Source organism: Aestuariibacter salexigens DSM 15300 (assembly GCF_000429145.1).
GTDB lineage: Bacteria > Pseudomonadota > Gammaproteobacteria > Enterobacterales > Alteromonadaceae > Aestuariibacter > Aestuariibacter salexigens.
In genome coordinates this window covers 109,719-133,776 of the sequence record NZ_AUBH01000010.1, presented here as the reverse complement: position 1 = coordinate 133,776, position 24,058 = coordinate 109,719, and the positions used below count along the sequence as shown (strand labels likewise).

The 24,058-nt window shown below is 47.5% G+C and carries 24 protein-coding genes and 1 rRNA gene; 10 read left to right on the top strand and 15 right to left on the bottom strand.

The window, feature by feature from the left end; translation table 11 throughout:
- Positions 1-91 (bottom strand): 16S ribosomal RNA (locus G441_RS0113540); the annotation flags it as partial.
- Positions 92-530: 439 nt separating this feature from the next.
- Between G441_RS0113540 and G441_RS0113535 the strand changes: the two genes are divergently transcribed.
- Positions 531-986: an RNA recognition motif domain-containing protein gene (locus G441_RS0113535; protein WP_026376847.1), complete on the top strand. Its 456-nt coding sequence runs from the start codon at positions 531-533 to the stop codon at positions 984-986.
- Positions 987-1,018: 32 nt separating this feature from the next.
- Here G441_RS0113535 and G441_RS0113530 read toward each other — a convergent pair whose 3' ends face one another.
- Positions 1,019-2,275 carry a DUF5610 domain-containing protein gene (locus G441_RS0113530; protein ID WP_026376846.1) on the bottom strand — a complete coding sequence of 419 codons (1,257 nt, stop codon included), beginning with the start codon at positions 2,273-2,275 and terminating at the stop codon, positions 1,019-1,021.
- A 140-nt stretch (positions 2,276-2,415) separates the two neighbouring features.
- Here G441_RS0113530 and trmA point away from each other — a divergent pair, with 140 nt between their 5' ends.
- Entirely contained in the window at positions 2,416-3,513 is a 1,098-nt protein-coding gene (gene trmA / locus G441_RS0113525; protein ID WP_026376845.1) for a tRNA (uridine(54)-C5)-methyltransferase TrmA, read from the top strand.
- Here trmA and fabR read toward each other — a convergent pair.
- Positions 3,510-4,109, bottom strand: coding sequence for an HTH-type transcriptional repressor FabR (gene fabR, locus G441_RS0113520; RefSeq protein ID WP_026376844.1), 600 nt, complete (start codon positions 4,107-4,109; stop codon positions 3,510-3,512). The two genes, trmA and fabR, sit on opposite strands and share 4 nt — an antisense overlap.
- 148 nt (positions 4,110-4,257) lie before the next feature.
- On the opposite strand from fabR, the gene G441_RS0113515 reads away from it, so the two are divergent.
- The 3 genes from G441_RS0113515 (at position 4,258) to G441_RS19575 (ending at position 7,576) form a co-directional block, all read left to right on the top strand.
- The gene (locus tag G441_RS0113515) at positions 4,258-5,397 is read left to right on the top strand and encodes an acyl-CoA desaturase (RefSeq protein WP_034475165.1); all 1,140 of its coding nucleotides are present in this window, start codon (positions 4,258-4,260) and stop codon (positions 5,395-5,397) included.
- A gap of 89 nt (positions 5,398-5,486) precedes the next feature.
- A complete protein-coding gene (gene sthA / locus G441_RS0113510; protein ID WP_051275605.1) occupies positions 5,487-6,929 on the top strand; it encodes a Si-specific NAD(P)(+) transhydrogenase in 1,443 nt (480 codons plus the stop codon).
- Between the two features lie 80 nt (positions 6,930-7,009).
- Positions 7,010-7,576, top strand: coding sequence for a uracil-DNA glycosylase family protein (locus G441_RS19575; protein WP_084407381.1), 567 nt, complete (start codon positions 7,010-7,012; stop codon positions 7,574-7,576).
- On the opposite strand, the gene G441_RS0113505 is transcribed toward G441_RS19575, so the two are convergent.
- Positions 7,557-9,800 carry a two-component system response regulator gene (locus G441_RS0113505; RefSeq protein WP_026376841.1) on the bottom strand — a complete coding sequence of 748 codons (2,244 nt, stop codon included), beginning with the start codon at positions 9,798-9,800 and terminating at the stop codon, positions 7,557-7,559. The two genes, G441_RS19575 and G441_RS0113505, sit on opposite strands and share 20 nt — an antisense overlap.
- 142 nt (positions 9,801-9,942) lie before the next feature.
- On the opposite strand from G441_RS0113505, the gene G441_RS0113500 reads away from it, so the two are divergent.
- Positions 9,943-10,836: a TIGR03899 family protein gene (locus tag G441_RS0113500; RefSeq protein ID WP_026376840.1), complete on the top strand. Its 894-nt coding sequence runs from the start codon at positions 9,943-9,945 to the stop codon at positions 10,834-10,836.
- A gap of 13 nt (positions 10,837-10,849) precedes the next feature.
- On the opposite strand, the gene G441_RS0113495 is transcribed toward G441_RS0113500, so the two are convergent.
- The 8 genes from G441_RS0113495 to pspA all read right to left on the bottom strand — a co-directional run bounded on the left by G441_RS0113495 (position 10,850) and on the right by pspA (position 18,441).
- Positions 10,850-11,608: a phosphoadenylyl-sulfate reductase gene (locus G441_RS0113495; RefSeq protein WP_026376839.1), complete on the bottom strand. Its 759-nt coding sequence runs from the start codon at positions 11,606-11,608 to the stop codon at positions 10,850-10,852.
- Complete coding sequence (gene cysI / locus G441_RS0113490) at positions 11,601-13,313, bottom strand: assimilatory sulfite reductase (NADPH) hemoprotein subunit (protein WP_026376838.1); 1,713 nt, start codon at positions 13,311-13,313, stop codon at positions 11,601-11,603. The genes G441_RS0113495 and cysI overlap by 8 nt, the downstream gene beginning before the upstream one ends.
- Positions 13,313-15,121, bottom strand: a complete 1,809-nt coding sequence (locus G441_RS0113485; RefSeq protein WP_026376837.1) for an assimilatory sulfite reductase (NADPH) flavoprotein subunit — start codon at positions 15,119-15,121, stop codon at positions 13,313-13,315. Before G441_RS0113485 ends, cysI begins: the two co-directional genes overlap by 1 nt.
- A 136-nt stretch (positions 15,122-15,257) precedes the next feature.
- Complete coding sequence (locus G441_RS0113480) at positions 15,258-16,016, bottom strand: TIGR04219 family outer membrane beta-barrel protein (protein WP_026376836.1); 759 nt, start codon at positions 16,014-16,016, stop codon at positions 15,258-15,260.
- A 6-nt stretch (positions 16,017-16,022) separates the two neighbouring features.
- Complete coding sequence (locus G441_RS0113475) at positions 16,023-17,015, bottom strand: DUF2333 family protein (RefSeq protein ID WP_026376835.1); 993 nt, start codon at positions 17,013-17,015, stop codon at positions 16,023-16,025.
- Positions 17,016-17,158: 143 nt separating this feature from the next.
- Entirely contained in the window at positions 17,159-17,494 is a 336-nt protein-coding gene (locus G441_RS0113470; protein WP_026376834.1) for a hypothetical protein, read from the bottom strand.
- Positions 17,495-17,518: 24 nt separating this feature from the next.
- On the bottom strand, positions 17,519-17,719 hold the full coding sequence (locus G441_RS19570; protein ID WP_084407373.1) for a PspC domain-containing protein: 201 nt from the start codon (positions 17,717-17,719) through the stop codon (positions 17,519-17,521).
- Positions 17,720-17,778: 59 nt separating this feature from the next.
- Complete coding sequence (pspA, locus tag G441_RS0113465) at positions 17,779-18,441, bottom strand: phage shock protein PspA (RefSeq protein WP_026376833.1); 663 nt, start codon at positions 18,439-18,441, stop codon at positions 17,779-17,781.
- 341 nt (positions 18,442-18,782) lie between these two features.
- Here pspA and G441_RS0113460 point away from each other — a divergent pair, with 341 nt between their 5' ends.
- On the top strand, positions 18,783-19,031 hold the full coding sequence (locus G441_RS0113460; RefSeq protein ID WP_026376832.1) for a hypothetical protein: 249 nt from the start codon (positions 18,783-18,785) through the stop codon (positions 19,029-19,031).
- A gap of 116 nt (positions 19,032-19,147) precedes the next feature.
- Here G441_RS0113460 and G441_RS19705 read toward each other — a convergent pair whose 3' ends face one another.
- The 3 genes from G441_RS19705 to dusA form a co-directional block, all read right to left on the bottom strand.
- Entirely contained in the window at positions 19,148-19,327 is a 180-nt protein-coding gene (locus G441_RS19705; protein ID WP_156896373.1) for a hypothetical protein, read from the bottom strand.
- A 13-nt stretch (positions 19,328-19,340) separates the two neighbouring features.
- Entirely contained in the window at positions 19,341-19,619 is a 279-nt protein-coding gene (locus tag G441_RS18715) for a hypothetical protein (RefSeq protein ID WP_034475164.1), read from the bottom strand.
- A gap of 191 nt (positions 19,620-19,810) precedes the next feature.
- Positions 19,811-20,845, bottom strand: coding sequence for a tRNA dihydrouridine(20/20a) synthase DusA (gene dusA / locus G441_RS0113450; protein WP_026376831.1), 1,035 nt, complete (start codon positions 20,843-20,845; stop codon positions 19,811-19,813).
- Positions 20,846-21,003: 158 nt separating this feature from the next.
- On the opposite strand from dusA, the gene G441_RS0113445 reads away from it, so the two are divergent.
- The 3 genes from G441_RS0113445 to G441_RS0113435 are packed head-to-tail and all read left to right on the top strand — an operon-like array spanning position 21,004 to position 24,055.
- Entirely contained in the window at positions 21,004-21,906 is a 903-nt protein-coding gene (locus G441_RS0113445) for an acyltransferase (protein WP_034475162.1), read from the top strand.
- 8 nt (positions 21,907-21,914) lie between these two features.
- The gene (locus G441_RS0113440; RefSeq protein ID WP_420806155.1) at positions 21,915-22,811 is read left to right on the top strand and encodes an acyltransferase; all 897 of its coding nucleotides are present in this window, start codon (positions 21,915-21,917) and stop codon (positions 22,809-22,811) included.
- On the top strand, positions 22,808-24,055 hold the full coding sequence (locus G441_RS0113435) for a mechanosensitive ion channel family protein (protein WP_026376828.1): 1,248 nt from the start codon (positions 22,808-22,810) through the stop codon (positions 24,053-24,055). Before G441_RS0113440 ends, G441_RS0113435 begins: the two co-directional genes overlap by 4 nt.
- The last annotated feature ends 3 nt before the right edge of the window (positions 24,056-24,058 follow it).

The window sequence follows — 24,058 nt, the reverse complement described above, 5'->3', positions numbered from 1 at the left end:
GAAGTGCAAGCACTTCCTGTTACCGTTCGACTTGCATGTGTTAGGCCTGCCGCCAGCGTTCAATCTGAGCCATGATCAAACTCTTCAATTAAATATCGAAATATGAATTTTGGTTCGTTGTGACACTCATCTTCACGAGTGCCCACACAGATTGTCTTGTATCTAATTTTTAAAGAACGTTGCCTTCTTCGAAGGCTGCTTGAGTCTCCTCAAGCGGGACGCGCATTCTACGCTTTCCCTTTTGTTTGTCAACGATTTTGTTTGAAATATTTTTCAATCGACATCGCTGAAAACCGCTTCAAACGGGCTTTGCAGCCTTTTTGCACAGTTGGCTGATTAGGACCAGTGCGTTGAAGCGAGCGCGCATTCTACAGACCTGACTGGTCAGGTCAACACATATTTGAAAATAAATTCAAAAATGATGGTTTGCGCGGCAATATGGTATTAAGTTGGCTCTTCGAAAATAAATCGGTAACATGACCGATGATTTTCTTGCCTATAAACAAATAAATATAAAGTAAAGGTAGCACATGAAGTCATCCTTCGTTTTTAATCTTTTATTCTCTGTTATTTTAGCAGTCGCCGCGTACATTCTTTTGCCATTAACTGGGTTCAGTACGAGCGCTGAATTCGGTCTGGCTATCGGTATATTGATTGGAGGGATTATTGTTCCTTTATTGTCAGGGAATAAAACCCCGGCAGACGATTCGCCAGCCAAATCCTCCACCAAAACTACTACGCTGTATGTCGGCAATCTTCCTTATCGTGCGAATGAAGATGCAGTGATGGAACATTTTGCAACATCGTTTCAGGTACATTCAGTAAGACTGATGAAAGACCGTCGTACGGGTAAGCGCAAAGGCTATGGATTCGTGGAAATGGCCGCTGCAGATGCTGATAAAGCGATTGAGAAATTTAATGACACCGAATTTCAGGACAGGACCTTAAAAGTTCGCCTGGCCAGAGAGAAATCAAGCGCCGCATAAGCGACGCTCTTGAATTATAGTGCAGCACAGGCTCATTGTGCTGCACCCTCACTCTTTATCGGATAATTAGTGATCAGTTGCTGATTGACAGTGTGGAAGCGATTAATCGCATCAACCAGGTCACGCGTACCAACCACCCCTAGTTCATTAATGATGCCGCTGACCAAACGATCAAATCCGTTTTGCGGTTGTAGGCGCTGATTAACTCTTTCCATTCTTTCCTCGAGCTTCTCCATATAATCTACTACGCGTCTGATAGCGCCTTGTTCTTCTGAAGGTTTGTTGCTCTGCTGTTTCTTATCCAGGTTTTGAATTTCGCTGTACGCATTTGAGATAGACACTGATTCGCTACGTTTTAGCTGCAATGCAAACCCTGCCAGCTCGTCACGGTTGTATCCTAATTCTTTTGCCTGCTCAAATGCGGATTCAATGTCCTTATTGAAAAACGTATCGGCGAGGTCAGTAATATCATTTATCAAGTTACCTATTGCATCGAGTTCCTGTTTGTCGATATCACCTGAGACAGCAATTGAAAACTGCTGTTGCCTGCTATATTCAAACTGGCTTTGTTCAGTGCGCGTTATCTGACCATCGGCACTGGCCACGCGAGATTGTGTGTTCAATGACTGGGATTCAGCGCGACCAAAGTAAACAGACACTTCGTCACCATCTTTGGTGCGTATTACCAGTCCTGCCTGTTGCTCACTGCTATTAGCAACCTGTGTCTCTGACGCCTGCTGGGCTTGTTTATCGGTTAACAATTCCTGTTCTAGCGCACCAATGCCTTGCTCAATGAGTTCCTGACTGCGTTTGATTCCGGTGTCAATGGTATCGTTGACCATCCCGCCCAAATCACGGCGTGCCATTTCCACCCCCATCCCTACACCTCGACGAGCTTGCTCAAAAAGGCTTTCCAGTTTGTCCTGATCAGCACCGCTTTGTGCGGCGCCTTTAATGACGCCGCCAACAAAATTCATCACGTTTTTCGCCACTTCTTCAAAGTCGAATAGCGATGTATCCTTCTTTTCCTTGTCAACATCGGGTAGACGCGGCTTACGCTCGTCAACGACTACAGATTCGCTATAAGAGTAACTGACTATTCGTAGCCCAACCGTATTCTGTGCAGAAACGCTTGCTGTATCGCCCTTTGCGGGCACGTTAATACCATTACGAGCCTGCTCCAGCCCCATCTTTTGTAACTGAGCATCTGTCTTTTGCTTTAATGGATCTTTACCTGCTGGCGCTGACGACGCATCACTAGGCCTGACATTGACCGGATCAATGCTCATGACTTTTCTCCCACTTTACCTCGTCTATTATTATCGGCAGAGAATGCTGATTATTTAATCTGTCGTTAACGTTAGTTGTCATTGCACTCTAGTCTAGAATAGATACAATCCGGCGCTTTGTACCATTCTCTGTGTTAAATATGCGCTTGAACGACATTGATGTGAGCACTTATCAGGCTCAGCTTGATAATAAGAAACTGGTTTTGCAACAGCAGTTTGCACGCTTCTCTGTGCCAGAGATCGAGGTGTATGCCTCGCCTGTTGAGCATTTCAGAATGCGCGCGGAATTTCGCGTCTGGCACGATGGCGATGACCTTTATCACATCATGTTTGACCAGAACACGAAGCAAAAATATCGCGTTGACCAGTTTCCGATCGCCAGCACGTTAATCAATCAGGTGATGAGCTCGCTACTGGACCGTGTCAGGATGATCCCTGTACTACGGCGCAAGCTTTTCCAGATAGACTACCTGAGTACACTTAGCGGCGAGATAGTCGTGTCGTTGTTGTATCACAAGCCACTTGATGACGAATGGCAGCAAGCTGCTGAAGCATTGTTAACTGAGCTGAGACAGCAGTATCGTATCGATATTGTCGGGCGCGCACGCAAGCAAAAATGTATTCTGCACAGAGACTATGTGGTCGAAAACCTTACCGTCAATGACCGACAATATATGTTCAAGCAGGCTGAAAACAGTTTCACTCAGCCAAATGCACAAGTGAACATTCGCATGATCTGCTGGACACAGAGTATCTGCCAGGATCTCAGTGGTGATTTGCTTGAGCTCTACTGTGGCGCGGGTAATTTCAGTATTCCGCTTGCCGGTTATTTTGACAACGTGCTGGCCACCGAGATATCCAAGACGTCAGTTGCAGCTGCGCAGTTCAATATCAAAGAAAACAATGTCGACAACGTCAGCATCATTCGTCTTTCCAGTGAAGAATTTGTGCAGGCTATGCGTGGAGAAAGACAATTTAAGCGATTAGAAGGCGTGGACCTCGCGACATACCAATGCAACACGGTACTTGTCGACCCCCCACGCAGTGGCCTTGATCATACAACGCTCAATCTGGTGTCTGAATACGACAACATCATTTACATCTCGTGTAACCCGGAGACACTCGCTGATAATCTGGACAGTTTGACACAGACCCACGATATCAAGCGTTTTGCCTTATTCGATCAGTTTCCTTATACCCATCACGCTGAGTGTGGTGTCTACCTGAGTAAACGTTAAGGTTCAGCATAGAACTGCGCACCGCGTTGAATGAAACGTAGCTGCTGTTTTACCCGAGCACCAATTTGTTGGCGCTTGTGTGCATCGGATTCCAACGCTTCGGCACCGGCACTAAATACCAATTTCACCATTGCCTCGGCCTGCAGATTTGCCAACGATGTGCTGAGTTTCTGACGCGTCAGGATATAGTGGGTCAACTCCTCGGTAAAATGCTGGATCTCTCGCAATACTGCTTTTCGAAATGCCATCGAGGTGCCTGTATGTTCACGCAGGAGAAGACGGAACTCATTAGCATTGGCGGTAATAAATTCCATAAACGTATCTACGGATGTATCAATTACTCTTCCGCCTGATTCAATACGCAATCTTGCCTGACGCATTAGCTGACGCAGAGCGAGTCCTGCCTCATCTACTAACGTCAGACCGAGTTCGTCTATGTCTTTAAAATGTCGATAAAAGGACGTTGGTGCTATACCTGCAGCCCGCGCCACTTCACGCAGGCTGATCGCCGACAGACTCCGCTGCTCATCGAGCAAACTGAACGCAGCATTGATTATATTTTCCCGAGTTTTACGCTTTTGTTCCTGTCGACTCATAACGGATTTCTTGGCCTGGCAGATGAGCTCGTAATATTACTACAAAGTCATCATAAGTCGCGATGAATGACAGACGAATTTGCTTGCTAACCGTAACACTAAAAGTTAAATTAGCGTACAAGTGTAAGCTGAAATATTCGTAGTTTAAATGCAAGCAAAAGAATCTCCTCCTCGACTCATTCTCACCAACGTGCTGGTGTTTCTGATAACCAGTATCATAGCGTTTATCGTGGTGCCGCTATGGGCTGTATCATTTGGTTTTGACGCTGTTGAAATTGGCGCGACCATCTTCCTGTTCTTCTTTACTGGTATGTCGATTACCGCTGGCTACCATAGGCTATGGTCACATAAAACCTATGATGCCAATGTCGTGGTCAGAGCAATTCTTGCTGTCGGTGGCGCCATGGCGTTACAGAACAGCATCCTGCACTGGGCGTCAGATCACCGTATTCATCACCGACACGTTGATGACAATGATAAAGACCCCTATTCAGCAAAGCGCGGATTTTGGTATTCACACATTGGCTGGATGCTGCGCGAATATCAGGCTCATCGATATGACGACTATGCAAATTGCAGGGATTTGCAGAAAGACAAGATTGTCATGTGGCAGCATAAATACTACTTACCTATCGTGTTGGTATCGAACTTTGGCATTGCCGCCCTGCTGGGCTGGATGAATGGTGATGTGCTTAGCATGGTACTGTTGGCTGGCGTATTTCGTCTGGTGATGGTGCATCATGTGACGTTTTTCATAAACTCGCTGGCCCATATCTGGGGTCGCCAACCTTACACCGACAAAAATACCGCCCGAGACAACGGATTTCTTGCCCTGTTCACATTTGGCGAGGGCTATCACAACTTCCATCATATTTTTGAATATGACTATCGTAACGGAATCCGCTGGTATCAATTCGACCCGACGAAATGGTTAATCCGTGGCCTGTCTTTTGTCGGCCTGACAAAAAATTTACGCAGGACGCCAGAAGAGCGCATAGAAAAAGCGAGAGCAGCGATGCAGCTTCAGCGCGCCAGCGAAAAAATATCAACATTGCCCAATGCAGATGAGATAAAACAAAAGCTACAGAGTGAATACGACCTCTTGGTACAGCGTATTGGCGACTATTACGCGACTAAAAAGCGCCTGATGGAGCTTAAAAAGCGCCAGGTTCTTAGAAGCTATGAGCGACTGGAACTTGACTTTAAATACAAGGAATTAAAGCAATCGTTAGCGCTACAAAGAGAGAAATGGCTACAGTTATATCAGCTCGACTTTGTTACCGCGTAGTCATAACAACTGACGACAAAAGGGGCTTAACTTGCCCCTTTCTTGTTTTTGTAGTTAACTCATTTCATATCAATCACTTGGAGTGAGTCGTGAGCTCAGCGTCAAAATCCACCAAAGCCCAAAAGAAGCCCACCCTACCTCAGTATCAATTCGACGCCGTGGTCATTGGCACAGGTCCGGGCGGTGAAGGCGTGGCCATGCAGCTTGCCAAGGCTGGCAAACGGGTCGCCGTAATCGAGCGCCACGATTCTGTAGGCGGTGGCTGCACGCATTGGGGAACGATTCCGTCCAAGGCCCTGCGACACTCTGTCAGCCGTCTTATTGAGTACAACAATACGCCATTCTTTACTGAGAATAACCGTGCTCATCACCTGACATTTGCGCAGATCCTGCAGCATGCGAGTGGCGTGATAAGAAAACAGTCCAAGTTACGTTCAACGTTTTATGAACGTAACAAAGTGACGCTGGTCTTTGGCGAAGCATCGTTTATCGACCAAAACACTATTCAGGTCAAAAAACCTGATGGCTCTATCGATACGGTAACCGCAGAAAAGTTCGCTATTGCAACCGGTTCCCGCCCTTACACACCTGGCGATATCGACTTTGATCACCCGCGGATCTATAACTCCGACTCTATTCTGTCACTCGACCATGATCCCCAATCTATCATCATCTATGGTGCAGGGGTCATCGGTACCGAATATGCCTCTATTTTCCGGGGTATGGGCGTCAAAGTCGATTTGGTGAACATGCGTGACCGATTGCTTTCATTTTTGGATGCTGAAGTGTCAGACTCACTCAGTTATCACTTATGGAATAACGGCGTTGTGATCCGCCATATGGAAGAGTATGCATCTGTAGAAGGTCATGATGATTGCGTGATCCTCAACCTTCAATCCGGTAAACGCATGAAGGCTGACTGTATGCTTTTTGCAAACGGTAGAACCGGCAACACCGACATGCTCAATCTCGATGCGGTTGGACTGAAGTCAGATTCACGAGGACAGCTGCAGGTTGACCGAAACTATAAAACCCAGGCCGACAACATTTATGCTGTCGGAGATGTCATTGGTTATCCAAGTCTGGCCTCGGCAGCTTATAACCAGGGCCGTTTTGCCGCCGAAGCAATGCTGGATGGAGAGACTCATAAGAGTCTTGTAGAAGACATTCCTACCGGTATTTACACCATTCCTGAAATTAGCTCAGTAGGCAAAACCGAGCAGGAACTCACGCAACAGAAAATCCCCTATGAGGTGGGCCGTGCTCAATTTAAGCACCTTGCCCGAGCGCAGATTGCATCAACACAGGTAGGCAGTTTAAAGATCTTGTTCCATCGCGAAACGAAAGAAGTACTGGGGATACATTGTTTCGGAGAGCGTGCGTCGGAAATTGTGCATATCGGCCAGGCGATCATGCAACAAAAAGGCGAGGCCAATACTATCGAATATTTTGTCGCTAACACGTTTAACTATCCGACCATGGCGGAGGCTTATCGGGTAGCGGCATTGAATGGACTAAACAGGCTTTTCTGAGTGGAAGGGCGCTTCGGTAATGGTCTATCTGATTAGCAGTGAGTAATACATCATTTTGTAAGGCAGGAGACGCAAACACAGTGTTGTCTTCGTTACTTACCCAGGTGAATCAATGCACACTGTGTAAAGCATCATTACCTTATCATCCGCGCCCCGTTCTACAGGTCTCCGCCAGTGCCAGGTTGATGATCGTGGGACAGGCTCCGGGCGCAAAAGCCCATGCTACCCATACGCCATGGAACGATCCGTCTGGAGAACGACTACGAGCCTGGATGGGAATAGACGATGAGACGTTTTACAACAGTCAGTACATTGCACTATTACCAATGGCATTTTGCTATCTGGGACGCGGCAAAACCGGTGACTTACCCCCGCCAGCTGTATGCGCAACGACGTGGCACAGTAAAATCACTGCCCACATCCAATCACCGATGATCCTTCTTGTCGGCCAGTATGCTCAATCATACTATTTAAACGACAAGCGCTCTTTGACCCAGAGAGTGATGCATTGGCAGGATTATCAACCGAGGCACTTCCCGTTGCCTCACCCATCTCCACGCAACAATATCTGGCTAAAAAGAAATGACTGGTTTGAACGGGATGTATTGCCCGCACTACGCGAGCGTATCAGTCGTTTTCTTGGCTGATTTTATCGGCCAAAAAGCTAAGTAGTTCATCATACGGCATGGGCTTGGCATATAAATAGCCCTGGGCCTCATCACAACCCAGCTTCAGCATGTAACTGGCCTGCTCTTTCTTTTCCACCCCTTCCGCAATGGTTTGCAAGCCGAGCTTGTTGCCCAATGTCACAATGGTTTCGGCGATAAATGCGCTGCTGCCTGGCTTAACCTCACTGACAAATGAGCGATCCACTTTCAGTCTGTCCAGAGGCAGCTGCTGTAAATAACTCATCGAAGAGAAACCGGTGCCAAAGTCATCGATGGCAATTTTTACACCAAATTCCTTCAACTCTTTCAACGCATCAATGACTATCTGCGGCTCATCCATCACCACACTCTCGGTGATTTCGAGCTCTAAAAGCTCGGGACTCAGGTCATATTTTGTCAGCGTTTCTTTTACCACATCGACAAATCTTGGATCGCGGAACTGCGGTATCGAGATATTGACCGCAACACGCAGGTTCTGATAACCCTTGTCACATAACAAGCGAAGCTTGCTGCAAGATTCCTGTAGTACCCATTCACCAATGTCGACAATCAACCCGGAATATTCGGCCAGCGGCACAAACACAGCAGGTGATATATAACCGCCGTCTTCTGATGGCCAGCGTAATAGCGCTTCCATACCAACGATGTTTTCACTGACCAGGTCAATCTGGGGCTGATACCACAACTCTAACTTGCGCTCAGCAAAGTCATTTCGTAATTGACGTATCATGCCCAGACGCCAGGTGGTCTTCTCTTCCATTTCTGGCGCGTAATACTCAAAGTTATCTGTAATATTTTTCTTTGCGTTGTTGAGCGCAATATTAGCGCGTTTGAGACTGGTGTTACCGTGACCGCTCTCATCACTCAGTCGACAAAAACCAATGGTGACATTGACCGGCAGGGTATGCTCGCCGGCATGAAAGGACTTCTGAAAGAGCATATTGAGGGCCACAGGGTTAATTTTTTCAGCAGAGCCCATCAACCCAAAAACGTCAGCCGCAATCCGGCCTTTTTTAACCGCATCGCCAAAAGTATGAACCAACCGGTCTGCTACTGCTCGTAGCAGCTTATTCCCGGTCTCCTGCCCAAGCCCATCATTAACATCAGAAAAATGTTTGATATCTATCAGCGCCACCACTTTGTCTTTACATTTCCCGAGGCAGGCTGGCGCGTCCAGCATATTAATGAATTCATTACGGTTGGGGAGCTTCGTCAGCCAATCTCTAAATGCCGCATTTCTTAGTTGATGAAATAAATTCACGTTTTCATAACCAACAGAAATACTGGACAAAAACACTTCAATCAACTGTTGATTGACCCGGCTAATTGGACCGGAAATACGCATGTAAACCGCGGCCTCGTAGCCAGAGCTGTTCATGTAAAGGACGGTCAGCTCTTCATCAAATATATGCCGCTGCAAACGCAAACAACGGTTTACGTGCTCAACGATCATAGCGTCGTGAATACTCTCCAGCGGCTGATTGATATAAGTCGCATATTCGCCTGCCGCGCCCAACACGTAGACGCCATTGTCATCCTTATCGAGCACAGAGCCGGCTCTGGCACAGACAATACCACCTGCATCAATGCCAATCATTGAACAAATTTGTGTAACAACGCCCTCGCAGAACTCCTTGACCGAATGCTCCTCTAATAAGCTGGCCGAAGAACTGATTATTTTTTCTAAGCCCACCCGGCTTTGATTAATCGTCAGAATTTGTTGATAAGAGCGTAATGACGCGATAACTGTCGTCACTAATTTACTGCGAGTTAATTCGGTTTTGGTCTTGTAATCATTGATGTCATATTCTTTTATGACACTCTCTTCGGGTGCATAGCCTGGCTGCCCGGTACGTAAAATGATGCGCGGCTCAACAATTTGCATCTCCTCACGCATCTTTTTAGCGACCATCAGGCCTGCGTCATCTGTCTCCATCACTACATCAAGTAAAATAATGGCGATATCGCCACCATACTCGCGTAGTGTCTCCAGAGCCTGTTCACCAGAGTAGGCATGCAAAAAGTTTAACTTTTTATCATTGAGGATAAGGTCGGAAAGGGCCAGACGCGTTACTGAGTGGATTTCCTCGTCATCATCCACGATCAAAATATTCCAGTGCCCATAGGTCTGAGGGGCAACCGTGCTGGCATCGTCTTCTTTTAGAAAGACCAGTTCATCGTTATCGTACGAGGTGCCGGACATAAAAAATCAAATAGATAAACACAGTGAGTCTTAACCATATCCCAAACACGGGAAAAGGGAAACTTTAAGTCACCGGTTTGTGCAGGTGACAAACGCTTTTCGGGGTGGGAAGATAGATCTATCTGGTTCATCTTTTTATGCTATGAAGATTCAAACTCCGACTTCGGCTTCTATTACTCCTGTTCCAAAGCGACAAGACAATAAAGCCAGTAAAACGCGGGAAGCAGATAACAAAGCCGATAAGGTGGATCGTCAGCAACTGCATTCGCGTATGAGTCAATGGTTTGCGCAAGTCGGTGTTTCGCCATCTACAGACGCCATCTTGCAATCAGACATAGATCGCAGAGCGAGGCGTCGTCAACAAATGATGGCGGCGCGTAAATTGAAGAACCTCGAGGCAGTGCTAAATGTCGCACTCACTGTCAATATTGACTCGGGTCGGCCAGAACACATCGACGCAGATTGGTTTTTCAGCTTTATAGATTTGGCAGAAAATATTCATTCTCCGCACATGCAGGATGTATGGGGCAAGATTTTTGCGGTCGAAACCAGTCGTCCGGGCAGCTTTTCGCTGAACACGTTGCAAGTGTTAAAGCAGCTAACCCATCGCGAAGCGAAAATGTTTACGACCGCGGTCAACCTGTCGAGTAAACGCAAATTCGAAAGCACGCCGAGAATACTAGTAGGCTTTAATCAACGCCCGGCGTTGTGGAAGTTGTTTACCTTATCCAAAACGCATCAATTGAACCTGTCTGAATTTGGGCTCGCCTATCCGGACTTGTTGTCACTGATAGATATGAAGCTGATCTACAACAGTGAATTAGAATCCGGTGAGTTATCTACAGAGAGCAGCAGCCAGTGGCGTTGCGGCGAACGGACCTTTTATCTCGCAGCGCGCCGCCCGGGTATCGCGCTTAAATATTATAAGTTTACCCCCGTCGGGGCTGAATTAGCGCGCTTGTTCGGTGTAAAACACCACGCTGGATATGTTGACGCGCTGCTGGCGACAATGAAGTCCGGATTTGAAATTACCTAGGTATGTAGCGGCGTTATATACCATCGCCGTGTTCATGCAAACCGCATTCACGTTTAAGACCGAAAAAGCGCGTATCCTGCTCATCCATGCCATCTTCAAGTGCTCGGGTGGTATGCCAGTCACCAATCGACACATAGCCTTTTTCCCATAATGGATGATATGGCAACCCATGCTCTTTGAGATAGTCGTGCAGCTGTTTGTTATTCCAATCGATGATCGGGTACACCTTGAACTGCTTTGCCACTCGCTGTAACACCGGTAATTTTTCTCTGCTATCTGACTGTGTGCGTCGCAAGCCTGCAAACCAGGTACCAGCCTCAAGCTCACTAAGAGCACGCTGCATGGGTTCTACTTTATTCACTTTGTTGTACTGTTCAATACCGTCAACACCGTGTTCCCATAGCTTACCGTGCCGTGCTTCTTGCCAGGCCGAAGACAGTTCAGCCCTAAAGACCTTAAGATTAAGCCCCAGCCTCGCGGTCATATCATCGATAAAACGATAAGTTTCCGGGAACAAGTAACCTGTGTCAGTCAGCACCACCGGTATGCCCGGAGAGACCTGATTTACCATATGCAACATGACGGCAGACTGCGCACCAAAACTCGATGACATGATGTGTTGACCGGGCAGATGTTGCATGGCCCATTCAACCCGCTGTTGCGCACTCAAGGATTCAAGCTGCTGATTTACAAGAGCAATCTCAGCCGAGTCTGCATCTAGCGCAAGTGACGTTGTGGCCGACCAATCGAGGATCTGTGCGCTGCTAGTCATAAAAGTCCCTAGCCGAATCGATGACAGGCTTAACGATATTCGTACGGATCACAAAGTCACCAAAGGCTTCACCGGTCTCCCTCTCTTTCGCCCAGCGACCAATCAGGGTATCCAGCTCAGCCATAATATCTGTGTCACTGATATTTTCCCGATACATACGAGGAATGCGGGTGCCCTCGCGATTACCGCCAAGATGGAGGTTATACTTGCCAGGCCCTTTGCCGACCAAACCCACTTCGGCCAGCATGGCTCTTCCACAACCATTCGGGCATCCCGTGATGCGGTATATGATGCTGTCTTGTTGCAAACCGTGCTTAGCCAAAATGCCTTCCAGCTCCGTTACGGCATCGGGTAGATAGCGTTCTGCCTCCGCCATGGCCAATGGACAGGTTGGCAGCGACACGCACGCCATCGAATCAAGACGCTGTGCAGACACATCATCACGCAGCAATCCATGTTGTCTGGCCAATGCTTCAATCTGCTGTTTATCTTCTGTGGCCACGCCCGCGATGATTAAATTCTGATTGGCAGTGAGTCTAAAATCGCCTTTGTGGACCTTGGCTATTTCCGCACAGCCTGTTTTCAGGGAACGCTCAGGGCTATCAATGATTCGACCGTTCTCGATGAACAGGGTCAGATGGTGTTTTCCATCGATGCCTTCGACCCAACCGAATCTATCTCCCCGACCGGTAAACTCATAAGGTTTTACCGGTGCAAAGGTGACGCCGGCGCGTCTTTCCACTTCCGCTTTGAAGTTATCAACACCGACACGTTCGAGGGTATATTTGGTTTTTGCGTTCTTACGGTTAACCCGATTCCCCCAATCCCTCTGAGTAGTGACTACGGCCTCGGCAATCGCCAGAGTGTCATCTAACGGGATATATCCGAATTCTGTCGCTTTGCGTGGATAGGTTGAGGTATCGCCATGCGTCATTGCCAGTCCGCCACCAACAAGCACATTAAAGCCAACAAGCTTGCCGTCTTCGGCGATAGCGACAAAGTTCAAATCATTGGCATGGACATCCACGTCGTTCTGCGGAGGAATAACAACGGTCGTTTTAAATTTGCGGGGTAAATAATTGCTGCCCAAAATGGGTTCTTCGTCGGTCGTCGCCAGCTTTTCTCCATCCAACCATATTTCTGCATAGGCACGAGTCTTTGGAAGTAAATGCTCACTTATCTTTTTGGCCCATTCCCAGGCCTGCTGGTGAACCACAGACTCTACTGGATTAGAAGTGCAGAGCACATTGCGGTTTACGTCTCCGGCCGTCGCAATGGAATCAATGCCTGCCTCATTGAGAGTCTGATGCATTAGCTTAATGTGCGGCTTCAGTACACCGTGGAATTGAAATGTCTGGCGTGTAGTCAGACGTATGCTGCCATACAAAGAATAATCCTGGGCAAACTGATCTATCACTAACCATTGCTCAGGCGTTATTACGCCGCCTGGCAGTCTTGCTCTGAGCATGACGTTATGCAGAGGCTCTAATTTCTGCTTTGTGCGTTCTGCACGAATGTCACGATCGTCTTGCTGATACATGCCATGAAAGCGAATCAGCTGGAAGTTATCGGCAGTAAAACCACCTGTCAGGTCATCTTTGAGATATTCAGCAATAGTCCCGCGCAAAAAGTTACTGTCTTTTTTGATGCGCTCATTTTCTGAGAGCTTGCCTGATACAACATATTCATTGTGTTTTTCGCTCATCAGTACACATCCTTCTGATAACGTTTGGCTTTACGCAATGACAGCAAGTATTGCTTTGCCTCCTGAGGGGTTTTACCGCCCTGCTGTTCAATAATCGTCAGTAGTGCCTGCTCGACATCTTTGGCCATTTGATTGGCATCACCGCAAACATAAAAATGCGCGCCATTTTCAAGCCACTCAAACACTTCTTTTGCCTCTTCAAGCAATCGATGCTGCACGTAGCGCTTTTGCGCCTGATCTCTGGAGAACGCCAGTGAAATATTTGTTAGCAGGCCTTGCTTTACATAGCCCTGCCATTCAGTTTGATACAAAAAGTCTTGAGTAAAGTGAGGATTACCAAAAAATAACCAGTTTTTACCGGTCGCCTGTTCAGCATCGCGCTGCTGCATAAACGCTCTAAATGGCGCAATACCCGTGCCCGGACCAACCATTATCACTGGTGTGGTTGGGTCGGACGGCAGTCGGAAGTTATCGTTATTTTCAACGTAAACGCGCACTGGCGCGCCTTCCTCTAATCGCTTACCCAGGAAGCTCGATGCACCACCTGAGCGAGCTATGCCATCTACGTCAAAATCCACCATAGCGACCGTTAAGTGCACTTCATCTTCAACCTCCGCCTGTGCCGAGGCAATTGAGTACAAACGAGGCGTAATGGGACGAAGGGCATCAACCAGCTGCTGCGCAGAAATGGACTCTGGATAGGCTCTGATAATGTCGACGATTTGCCTGCTGGCAAGGAATTCTCGCAGCGCTTTTCTGTCCTCCATTAACGCTGCCAGTTTGTCACTATTTGAGGCCGCCTGATAGGCCTTGACAAACCCCGGATAGCTGAGGGTTAACTCGAGTTTGCTACTTAATGCTTCGCGAAGCGTCATTGATTCTTCCGCAACCGTTACCGAGCAATCGGCATCCAGTGACAATAAAGATAGCACCTCATTGACCAGTGCAGGATCATTGTCAAACCATACACCCAACGCATCACCAGGTCGGTACTGTATGCCAGAGTCTTCGAGGGATATTTCGATATGTCTGATATCTTTAACCGAATCACGGCCAGTAATTTTGAGGCTCTCGATCAGACTCGCCTGATAGGGATTTTTCTTGTTGTACTGCAGGGTTGCGGGCGCACTTACCGCGCCAGGCAGTTGCACTACCTGAGATGAGGCTGAGCTTTTAAGGTCATCTTGCATTGCCTGCTTTACCGCTTCTCCCCAGTCATTTGCGGGCTGTTCGTAGTCAACATCGCAATCAACCCGAGTCACTACCGATTTAGCACCTAGCGCCGCCAGCCTGGTATCAAAATCTTTGGCCGTCTGGCAGAAAAACTCGTAGCTACTGTCGCCTAACCCTAGCACGGAATATTTAAGAGATGGCAGTTTGGGCGCCTTTTTGCTCGCCAGGAATTCATGCAATTCGACTGCATCATCAGGCGCGTCGCCTTCGCCGTGCGTACTGACAATAATTACCACGTGCGATTCGCTTTTCAACTGACGCGGCTTATAGTCAGCCATGCTTATCACTCTAGCTGGCACACCTGCGCCATCAAGCTGGGTTTTGTATTGCTCTGCAACGCCTTTTGCATTGCCAGTCTGTGAGCCATACAAGATGGTTAATTGCGCATTGGGCGTTGGCACGGCTGAAAGCCCGGGGACGTTGCCCGTTGTCTGTTGAGCAAGGCCCGCAGCATAACCGCTTACCCAGATCAGCTGTTCACTGCTCAATGATGCAAATGCCTGCGATATCGCATTTAACTGAGCATCGCTGAGCGTCGCAGTAGCTGGTTGGGCTGGCTTGTTTGAAGAAGACATAAATTCGTTAACCTCGACAGATTTCACCGTCAAGGCTAACGAGGTTTATGCATAACTGGAAAGAATAAATTTAAATTTTTTATTACCTAATGAGCTTACGAAAAGCAAATCAGGATGCGTAGCACCAAAATGCACATTAAAAATGCAGTTCGACGCCTGCGAACACGCCACTGAACTCAATATCGGTATACACGTCGTCCAAATCGTCTAGCTCAAGATTGGTCGCGCGATAGCCGGCCTGCAGCGTCATATCTATCGCCAGGCTTTCAATCATGTTGTAAACAATCGCGACTTGATAGTCGCTCAGGGTGTTATCATCGATGGATAAATAACTGCCTTCGGCATAGACACCCCACCCGGTAAAGGGCAGACCAAACTGTGCGCGGCTATACAGCATGGGTACCACGCCGCTGAACTCAACGTCTGATTGCAACCCAGTACCACCCGTTTCAGCAACGAGTAGCGTACCATCAACGTATTTACCATTGATGCCAAAGTCGAAACTGACCAGATCGTTATCGAATAACTCGTAATAAAGGATGAAGTCGGTAGTCGTCAAATCGAACTCGCCGCTCAAATCGGCATCCACTGCAAATAGCTCATCGCCAAATTCAAACGCTTTGCTGAGCGTTGTGTCGCCACTGCTGTCCATATTGGTGCGACTGATTTTAATATTCGGAATCAAGGGTACTGGATGTTCCAGTGCAAGATAGAGCGTCCCCTTGGTTTCGGTGTCAAACGAGAAGGACTCCGTATCACTCGTGGTGCCAAATTGCCCCTCTGTGTCCATGTTCCAGGCTTGCGCACCTGCATACACACCCAGCACTGTATCGGCATACGCCGGCGAACCGAGCATCATGGCGCCCAACAAACCTACTGCAACTCTTTGTTTCATATGAGTTTATCCTTGATTAAGTAGTTCAGATAACTCTATTAGAGCAGCATTCGAACGCGAAATATAGTTCGCCATCACTAACGAGTGATTAGCTAACATACCAAAGCCGCTGCCATTCAGAACCATGGGACTCCAAATCGATTGCTGTGTCTCCTCCAGTTCCCGGATGATTTGCAACAAGCTGATACGCGCGTTTTTCTTCTCAAGTACGTCGGCAAAGTCGCGGTCTACGGCTTTGAGGAAGTGCAACAGAGCCCAACATGCGCCACGCGCTTCATAAAAATTGTCATCTAATTTCCACCAGCTGGTTTTGTTCGCAATGTTGATGGCATTTGGCGTCGACTGACGGGCACTGCTGTCTCCCGCAAGATCAGTGTTAAGACTTTCTTTTCCGACACTGGCACTGAGACGCTGCGACAAGCTGCCAAGACGTTTTTCGACCTGCTTCAACCAATCTCTGAGATTATCAGCTCTGGCAAAAAACTGACCTTCAAACCGTTGAGGGTCAGCCACCTCATCTCTATAGGCATAAAGAAATTCGATACCGTCTCGATATTCAGATTCGGCAGATGGCAGGATCCAACGGCGATGGTCAAAGTTGAATTTCGGTTGTGCCTTGGCCAGATTCACATTCTCTGCCGACTGCGATTGCGAACGACTAAAATCCTGCCGCATGCTGCGTGCCAGATCCCGTAGCATCTCCAGAGCGCCAAACTCCCAGGCAGGCATGTTGTCCATCATCACGCTGGGCGGCAGTAAGTCATTAGATAAGTATCCACCCGGTTTATCCAGCAAGGTTTCCGCAACCGTTATCATCGCGGTTGTTGTCGCGTAACCGACGACGGCCTGTTTACCAGTTTCAGATGCCTGTTGCTCAGCAAGTTGGACCACGTCTACTACATCTGGCTCACTGCTCCAATAAATGGCAATTAACCACAGCAGCAAAAAAACACCGACAACCGCAATGGCTATCCACTTCGGGGTCAAATATTGCTTCATTAATACATTCCTATTTGATTACACGCGCGTTGGCAATCGTGATGTGCTTTACAGATTTCTTTTACAGTGTAAACACTCGTTTAAACTGCGCCAACCCGAACTGAATATTTCCGCGTCAGCAAAGAGGGGCATGAGCAGCGACGTCAGGTGTTGGAGTACGATGTATTTTTTTGTTTAACCATCCAGATGATCAACGCTGCTATCAATAGCATCGGCCAGAAAGCAGTGATACCCGCCACCAGCAATCCAATCAACACGCCGACAAACGTGAGTGCGAGTACACCGAACACACTACAAGCGACAATGAACCCAACGATTGCCATAACCACGGCAAGTGCGCCGACAATCAGCATGGAGGCAAACGGTGTGAGCGTCTCGTTTTCCCAGACGATATGCATACCAAACCAGTCATCAGCCAGGTGGCCAAAACCGTTGACCAGAATAATCGCAACCAGCACTGCAATAATCAGATTTTTCATCTCTTTGCCTCCACGTAACAGGGTCTAACGCGGTCGAATTAACACGATGGCCATCAGGTAAGCAATCGCCACCGGAACCGGCATGAACAGGAAAGCAGCAATGGCCCCTGCCCTCACTACCCAGGTCGGACAGTCCCAATATCTTGCTAGTCCGGCACACACTCCGGAGACCAGAGCACGCGAATTGTCTCGATATAAACGTTGTACATCTATTGAATGCTTCATCTCAATCTCCTCTCAATTCAATCCGGGCAAGAGGGCCCGGACCGAGATAATCCACCTAATCAGGCAACCTTTTTACGCAGACTTTCCAGCTCTTTTTCAATATCGTCCTGCGCTTCAAGCGCTGCAAACTGCGCATTTAAGTCCTGTCCTTGTGGCGATACCACGTCATAGGCATCAACTTGCGCTTCGAGATAATCGATACGTTGCTCGAAGGCATCGAATCGTGCCATGGCATCGTCGATTTTTACTTCAGACTGCTTATCTTTTGCTTTCAGTCTGACAGTGGCTGATTGGTGTCGAACTTCCATTGCACGCTGTTTATTGCGCGCTTCGGTAAGCTTGGCTTGTAAGCGCGCCGTGTCGTCCTGTAGTTTTGACAATGCTTCATTTACGGCCTGATGTTCGGTGGCAATCGCGTCCAATTTGGCTTGTATGGCATGCTTCTCTGCAAGCGCTGCTCGCGCCAGCTCCTCGCGGCCTTTTTGCATAGCCAGCTCAGCCTTGCTTTGCCAGTTTTTGAGTTCCTTCTTATATGTCATCTGTTTACGATCAAGGTGTTTCTGCTGCGCTAGATTGCGTGCTGCTACACTGCGCAATTCAACCAGGGTTTCTTCCATTTCCTGGATAATCAATCGAATCACTTTTTTAGGATCTTCAGCCTTATCTAACATCGCATTAATGTTGGCCTGCACGATATCGTTCATTCTTGAAAACATGCCCATTATTCATTCTCCACAGTTTCGGTTAATGGTCCGGGTCAATCAGGACATGCCGTTTCACGTCACTTCAACCCTTGCACTTACAGTCTTTCAAAACCTGTGCCAACGCTTTAAAAAACACTATCCCATTGTATTTATTGGGTTTTTAATAGTTTCTGCATTTATAATGTTAATAAGAAAGAATTCTTTAGGTAGCATTTAGTCTGTTTGACTAACTAAATTAGTGAATCTGACCATCCCGCTTTGCATGTACTTTTCAGCCCCATTATTCATTGTCGGTTCAGCAATCTGGAAGTACTATGCCGACCTGCAACGTAAACGTGCTGAATAATTAAGGGAGGTGTATGAAAGGAACAAAAGCAAAACGACGCTCGTACTTGAGAGACATAGCTGTCACAGCGTTATTACTTGGCTCACTGAGTGGATGTGCCTCGACACCGCAGCAGGATGGACTTATTGCGCAGACTGCGATCAATGCTGCTGAGCATGCTGAGCGACGCCAGGCAAAAAGCAGTCATCAAAGCGAACATATCGAATCTGATGATTTGATTGCCGGTTTTATCAACTCATTATTGAATTTACCCACGAGGTAGAACGGCGGACTGCTATCTCGCTACAAATAATACGCAGCGTCAGATGAATAGTGGAATAAACGATGTCGCGGGAGAAAAAAGAAAAAGATAATCAGCACTGAAAATGTCAGAGCCGATTATCTGGGGAGACGAAACGATGCCTGAAACGAAAGGTATGACGATTTTGCTGATGAATGATGCGCATGAGACAGGGTTGTCGTGCGCAGCGCATTCACCAGCGAAAAGAGCATTGCGCCAACGGTAAAAGCGACACAGGGCGCTAGGATAATGGTGAGTAAGATGATTTGGTCAATCATGATATTCACCCACTTATTCCGCGCCGTCGTCCTGAGACTCTGATTCGTTCAGGTCTTTGATCTGAACATCAGCAACATAAAACTCTTCACTCTCTTCGATATCAAACGTCAGTCCCGCCGTTAAGACTGCAGCCTGCACGTTATTGTGAATTTCATACTGTGCCTGCGCTACGGCATTTGACAGCATGAGTCCAACAAATTTTTCCAGACTAATTTCCTGTGCACTTACCGTCGGCGCTGCAATTAGGCCAGCGACAAGTGTGGTGGCGAGAAGTGATTTTTTACTAAACATGGTAATTTCCTTTTGGCTTTATATTTAATAGCGTTACTGCTTAAGTCGCAGACACTATTGCGATAGTTGTGCCAGATCAGGAAAAAACTTTTATCTTATTGTTATTTAATGATTTTTTTGATTTTTAAGAATGATTGAATAATGTAGAAAAAACGCCAACACTGCAAAAGATGGTATTTTTCGCCACCCAGTTAGCTAAATTCACTACTGCGAGACTGGGTAAAGGATTCGGCTGCTGCTTGCGCCTGCAACACCGCATTCAATGCATCCTTCAGTAGAGTATGATCTGCGTCGCGCTTGGTGCCATGCTGGCTCAGATGACGACGCCAATGTCTGCCTCCCGGCTGTCCCTGAAAAAGTCCCAGCATGTGGCGGGCAATATGCCAGATGCGGCAATCCGATGCGGCGATTTCTTGTTTAGCATAGTCAATCATTTGCTCAACAACCTGCTCTCTACCGAGCACCGACGGTTGTTCACCATAAATAACATGATCGACCTCAGAAAGCATAAAGGGGTTGGCATAGGCCTCGCGGCCAATCATCACGCCATCAACATGTTGCAGATGTGCTTTGGCCTCCTCCAGCGTCTTGATACCACCGTTAATCGAGATATGCAGGTCTGGAAACTCGGATTTGAGCTGGTAAACCCTGTCATACATCAAAGGAGGGATCTCACGATTTTGCTTTGGACTTAATCCCTGTAGCCACGCCTTACGAGCATGCACAATAAAGGTCGTACAACCAGCGGAGGCAACGGTGTCGATAAAGCGACTAAGATCCTCATATTCATCCATATCATCAATACCAATACGAGATTTCACCGTGACTGGAATGTCAACTGCAGCCTGCATTGAGGAGACGCAATCGGCAACCGTCTGTGGTTCGGCCATCAGACACGCACCAAAACGACCATTCTGCACGCGATCAGACGGACACCCTACGTTGATGTTTACCTCATCATAACCTCGGTGCTGAGCCATCTCGGCACAACGCCTCATATCACTGACATCACTGCCTCCCAGCTGCAACGCGACAGGGTGCTCCTGCTGATGAAATCTAAGGTAGTCTCCTTTCCCAAAGATCAGCGCCCCCGTCGTCACCATCTCTGTGTATAACACCGAGTGTTGAGTGAGCAAACGCATGAAGTACCGGCAATGACGGTCGGTCCAATCCAGCATTGGGGCAACGGAAATAGCGCGGTTCAAATGACTACCCGGTGAATTGATGAACAAGGCGGCGCATTTTAGCTCAACTACCGATACAGCTCCAGTCAGCTTTACTCTTAAGGTCAGATACCTTCTGTGCTGACGCTACGAATACTTTTTCTTAAAGCAATGGTTAGGTACACTACGCGACCTTCGGGTTTGGTAGGGAATTCCAGTTGATGCGACATCTGTTCAGCAACATCATCGGCGTATTGTCGATTCTTGGTTACGGGATCAATACGCTGTTCTGGGTTATCCCGCTATTAATTTTTTCGTTTTTTAAACTGATCATTCCCATTCAGGGATTTCGCAAAGCCATCTCGCACTTAATAGATGGCTGCGCCACCTGTTGGATCTCGGTCAATAATTTCAATCAACGTGTGACCAGCCGCACACGGTGGGATGTACAAGGAACCCAGGACTTGCGCCCCAATGATTGGTATCTGGTCATATCAAACCATCAATCCTGGGTCGACATCGTTGTATTACAACGCATTTTCAATCATCGCCTGCCATTTCTAAAATTTTTCCTCAAGAAAGAGCTGATCTGGGTGCCTTTTCTTGGGCTCGCCTGGTGGGCTTTGGATTTCCCATTCATGCGTCGCTACAGCAATTCGTTTTTAGCCAAGAATCCACATCTTAAGGGTAAAGACTTGGAAACAACGCGTAAGGCTTGCCAGAAATTTCGCTTTAAACCCGTTAGCGTGATGAATTTCGTTGAGGGCACGCGATTTACGCAAAGCAAGCATGATGCGCAGTCATCCCCCTACAAGCATCTGCTCAAACCGAAGGCGGGAGGTGTCGCATTTGTACTCAGTGCGATGGGAGAGCAACTGCATAAACTGGTCGATGTGACAATCCATTACCCGCAGGGCGCACCGTCGTTTTGGGACTTTGTGTGTGGAAAAGTGCGTAACGTGCAGGTAAGAGTGAACGTACTGCCGATAGAGGAGCTGTTTTCCTCCGGCACATTTTCAATGGAATACTTTGATCATCCAGAGCAACGCATAAAATTTCAGGCGTGGCTTAATCAGCGCTGGCTCATCAAAGATCAGCTCATCGAACAACTTATCACGAGATAATCCCCGACATGATGTATTTAAAGGGTCTGTTTGTTTTCCCTGTGCATTTAGCGCTGCAATTAGTAAATCTTGCATTGTGGGCCATACTGGTCATTTCTTTCGGACTGATAAAGCTGATTATTCCGTTTAAGCCTTTAACCCGCGTATTAAATACTGTGATGAATTTCTGCATGCTGGCATTTGGAAAATGTAGTGTGTTTTTCATCCGTCTGTTCAATCCCGTTACATTCGACTATAGGGTACATGGCGAAATTCGTCGTCGCGGATGGTATTTGATGATGGCCAACCATCTCAGCTATCTGGATATCATTTTGCTGATTGAGTTTTCTTCAGGGCGTATTCCTGCGCCTAAATTTTTCCTGAAAAAAGAGCTTATCTGGCTGCCTTTTGTTGGGCTTGGCGCGTGGGCGCTGGATATGCCATTCATGCGCCGTTACAGTAGCGCTTATGTCACCAAGAATCCTCACCTGAAAGGCAAGGACATTGAGACAACCCGACGCTATTGTGAGAAATTCAAAGCACACCCAACAACGGTGATCAATTTTGTTGAAGGCACCCGCTTTACATACCACAAGCACCGCAGCAAACGAAGTCCTTACCAGTTTTTGTTGCCGCCTAAGGCTGGAGGAATAGCCTTTACGCTGGCCGCAATGGGTGAACTGTTTACCAACATTTTGGATGTCACGCTTTACTATCCTGACAATACAGCCCACCCAATGCTGGCGATGCTAAGTGGAGCGATGCGTCGCATATGTCTGGACGTGAACATTGTTGAAGTTGATAACAACGTTATCGGCGATTACTTTAACGATGAACATTTCAAGCAGGCATTCCAGGGCTGGCTGAATAATAAATGGCACGATAAAGATACGGTGATTGAACAGTTGCTGGAGAACCAAGGATGATAGATTTAACAACCCCTCAAGAGTGGCTGCTTCAAGGCCTATCGGCTGTCGGTCTCGATATCTCGCCAGAACACACCTTATATAAAATAGGCGCATTGCTGACGATGGGGCTGATTAGCTGGTGTTGTGCCAAGGTTTTTCGCTTGCTGCTGCATTATAAGATCATCAAAGTGGTGAGCAAAACGTCGCCGCATTGGGATGATGAGCTGCACAGCCACGGCTTTTTCATTCGCCTCGGCCACCTTGTACCAGCATTGGTCATTTATCTGTTAGCGTCACCACTACTGCACCAGGATGAAACACTTCTGACTAACATCCAAAAGATGTCAGTGCTCTACATGTTACTTGCCTCGCTCTATGCAGCCAGTGCGTTACTTAACACTATCGAAGATTTGTATAACGAATCTCACTTGTCGCAAAAAGCACCGATCACCGGCTTCATCCAGGTAACAAAATTGGTGTTGGTGATTATTGTTGGGCTGTTATCTATTTCACTACTGATGGAAAAGAGTCCCCTTTTGCTGCTTTCCGGCCTGACAGCAGTAGCAGCGGTATTATTATTGATATTCAGGGATACCATATTAGGCTTTGTAGCAGGGATCCAGATTGCAGCAAACCGTATGGTAAACACAGGAGACTGGCTGGAAATGCCAAAATACGGGGTCGATGGTGAGGTGCTTGAAGTCGGTCTGACCGTAGTAAAAATACAGAACTGGGACAAAACCATATCAACCTTACCTACCTACACCCTAACATCCGATTCAGTGAAAAACTGGCGTGGCATGTCCCAGTCAGGTGGTCGACGGATAAAGCGCGCCATTAAAATTGATATTCAGAGCGTGACGTTTTGCGATCAGGATATGCTAGACCGCTTTAAACGTATACGTTTTATCAGTGAATACATTGACAGAAAAGTGCAGGAACTGGCCGAGTACCGCCAACAACAAAGCATTGATGAAAGCGACCTGGTAAACAGTCGTCGCTTAACGAATTTAGGCACGTTCAGGGCATATTTGACCGAATACCTGAAGCATCATCCCAGTATCAACAAGGAAATGACGTTGATGGTGCGACAGCTGCCACCGAGTGAAACCGGTGTATCACTAGAACTCTACTGCTTTAGTGCAAATAAGAACTGGGTCGCGTATGAAGGGATCCAGGCTGACATCTTTGATCATGCTCTGGCAATGCTGCCAGTGTTCGATTTGCGAGCCTATCAGCGCGTCAGTGACCGAACTCACTGATCG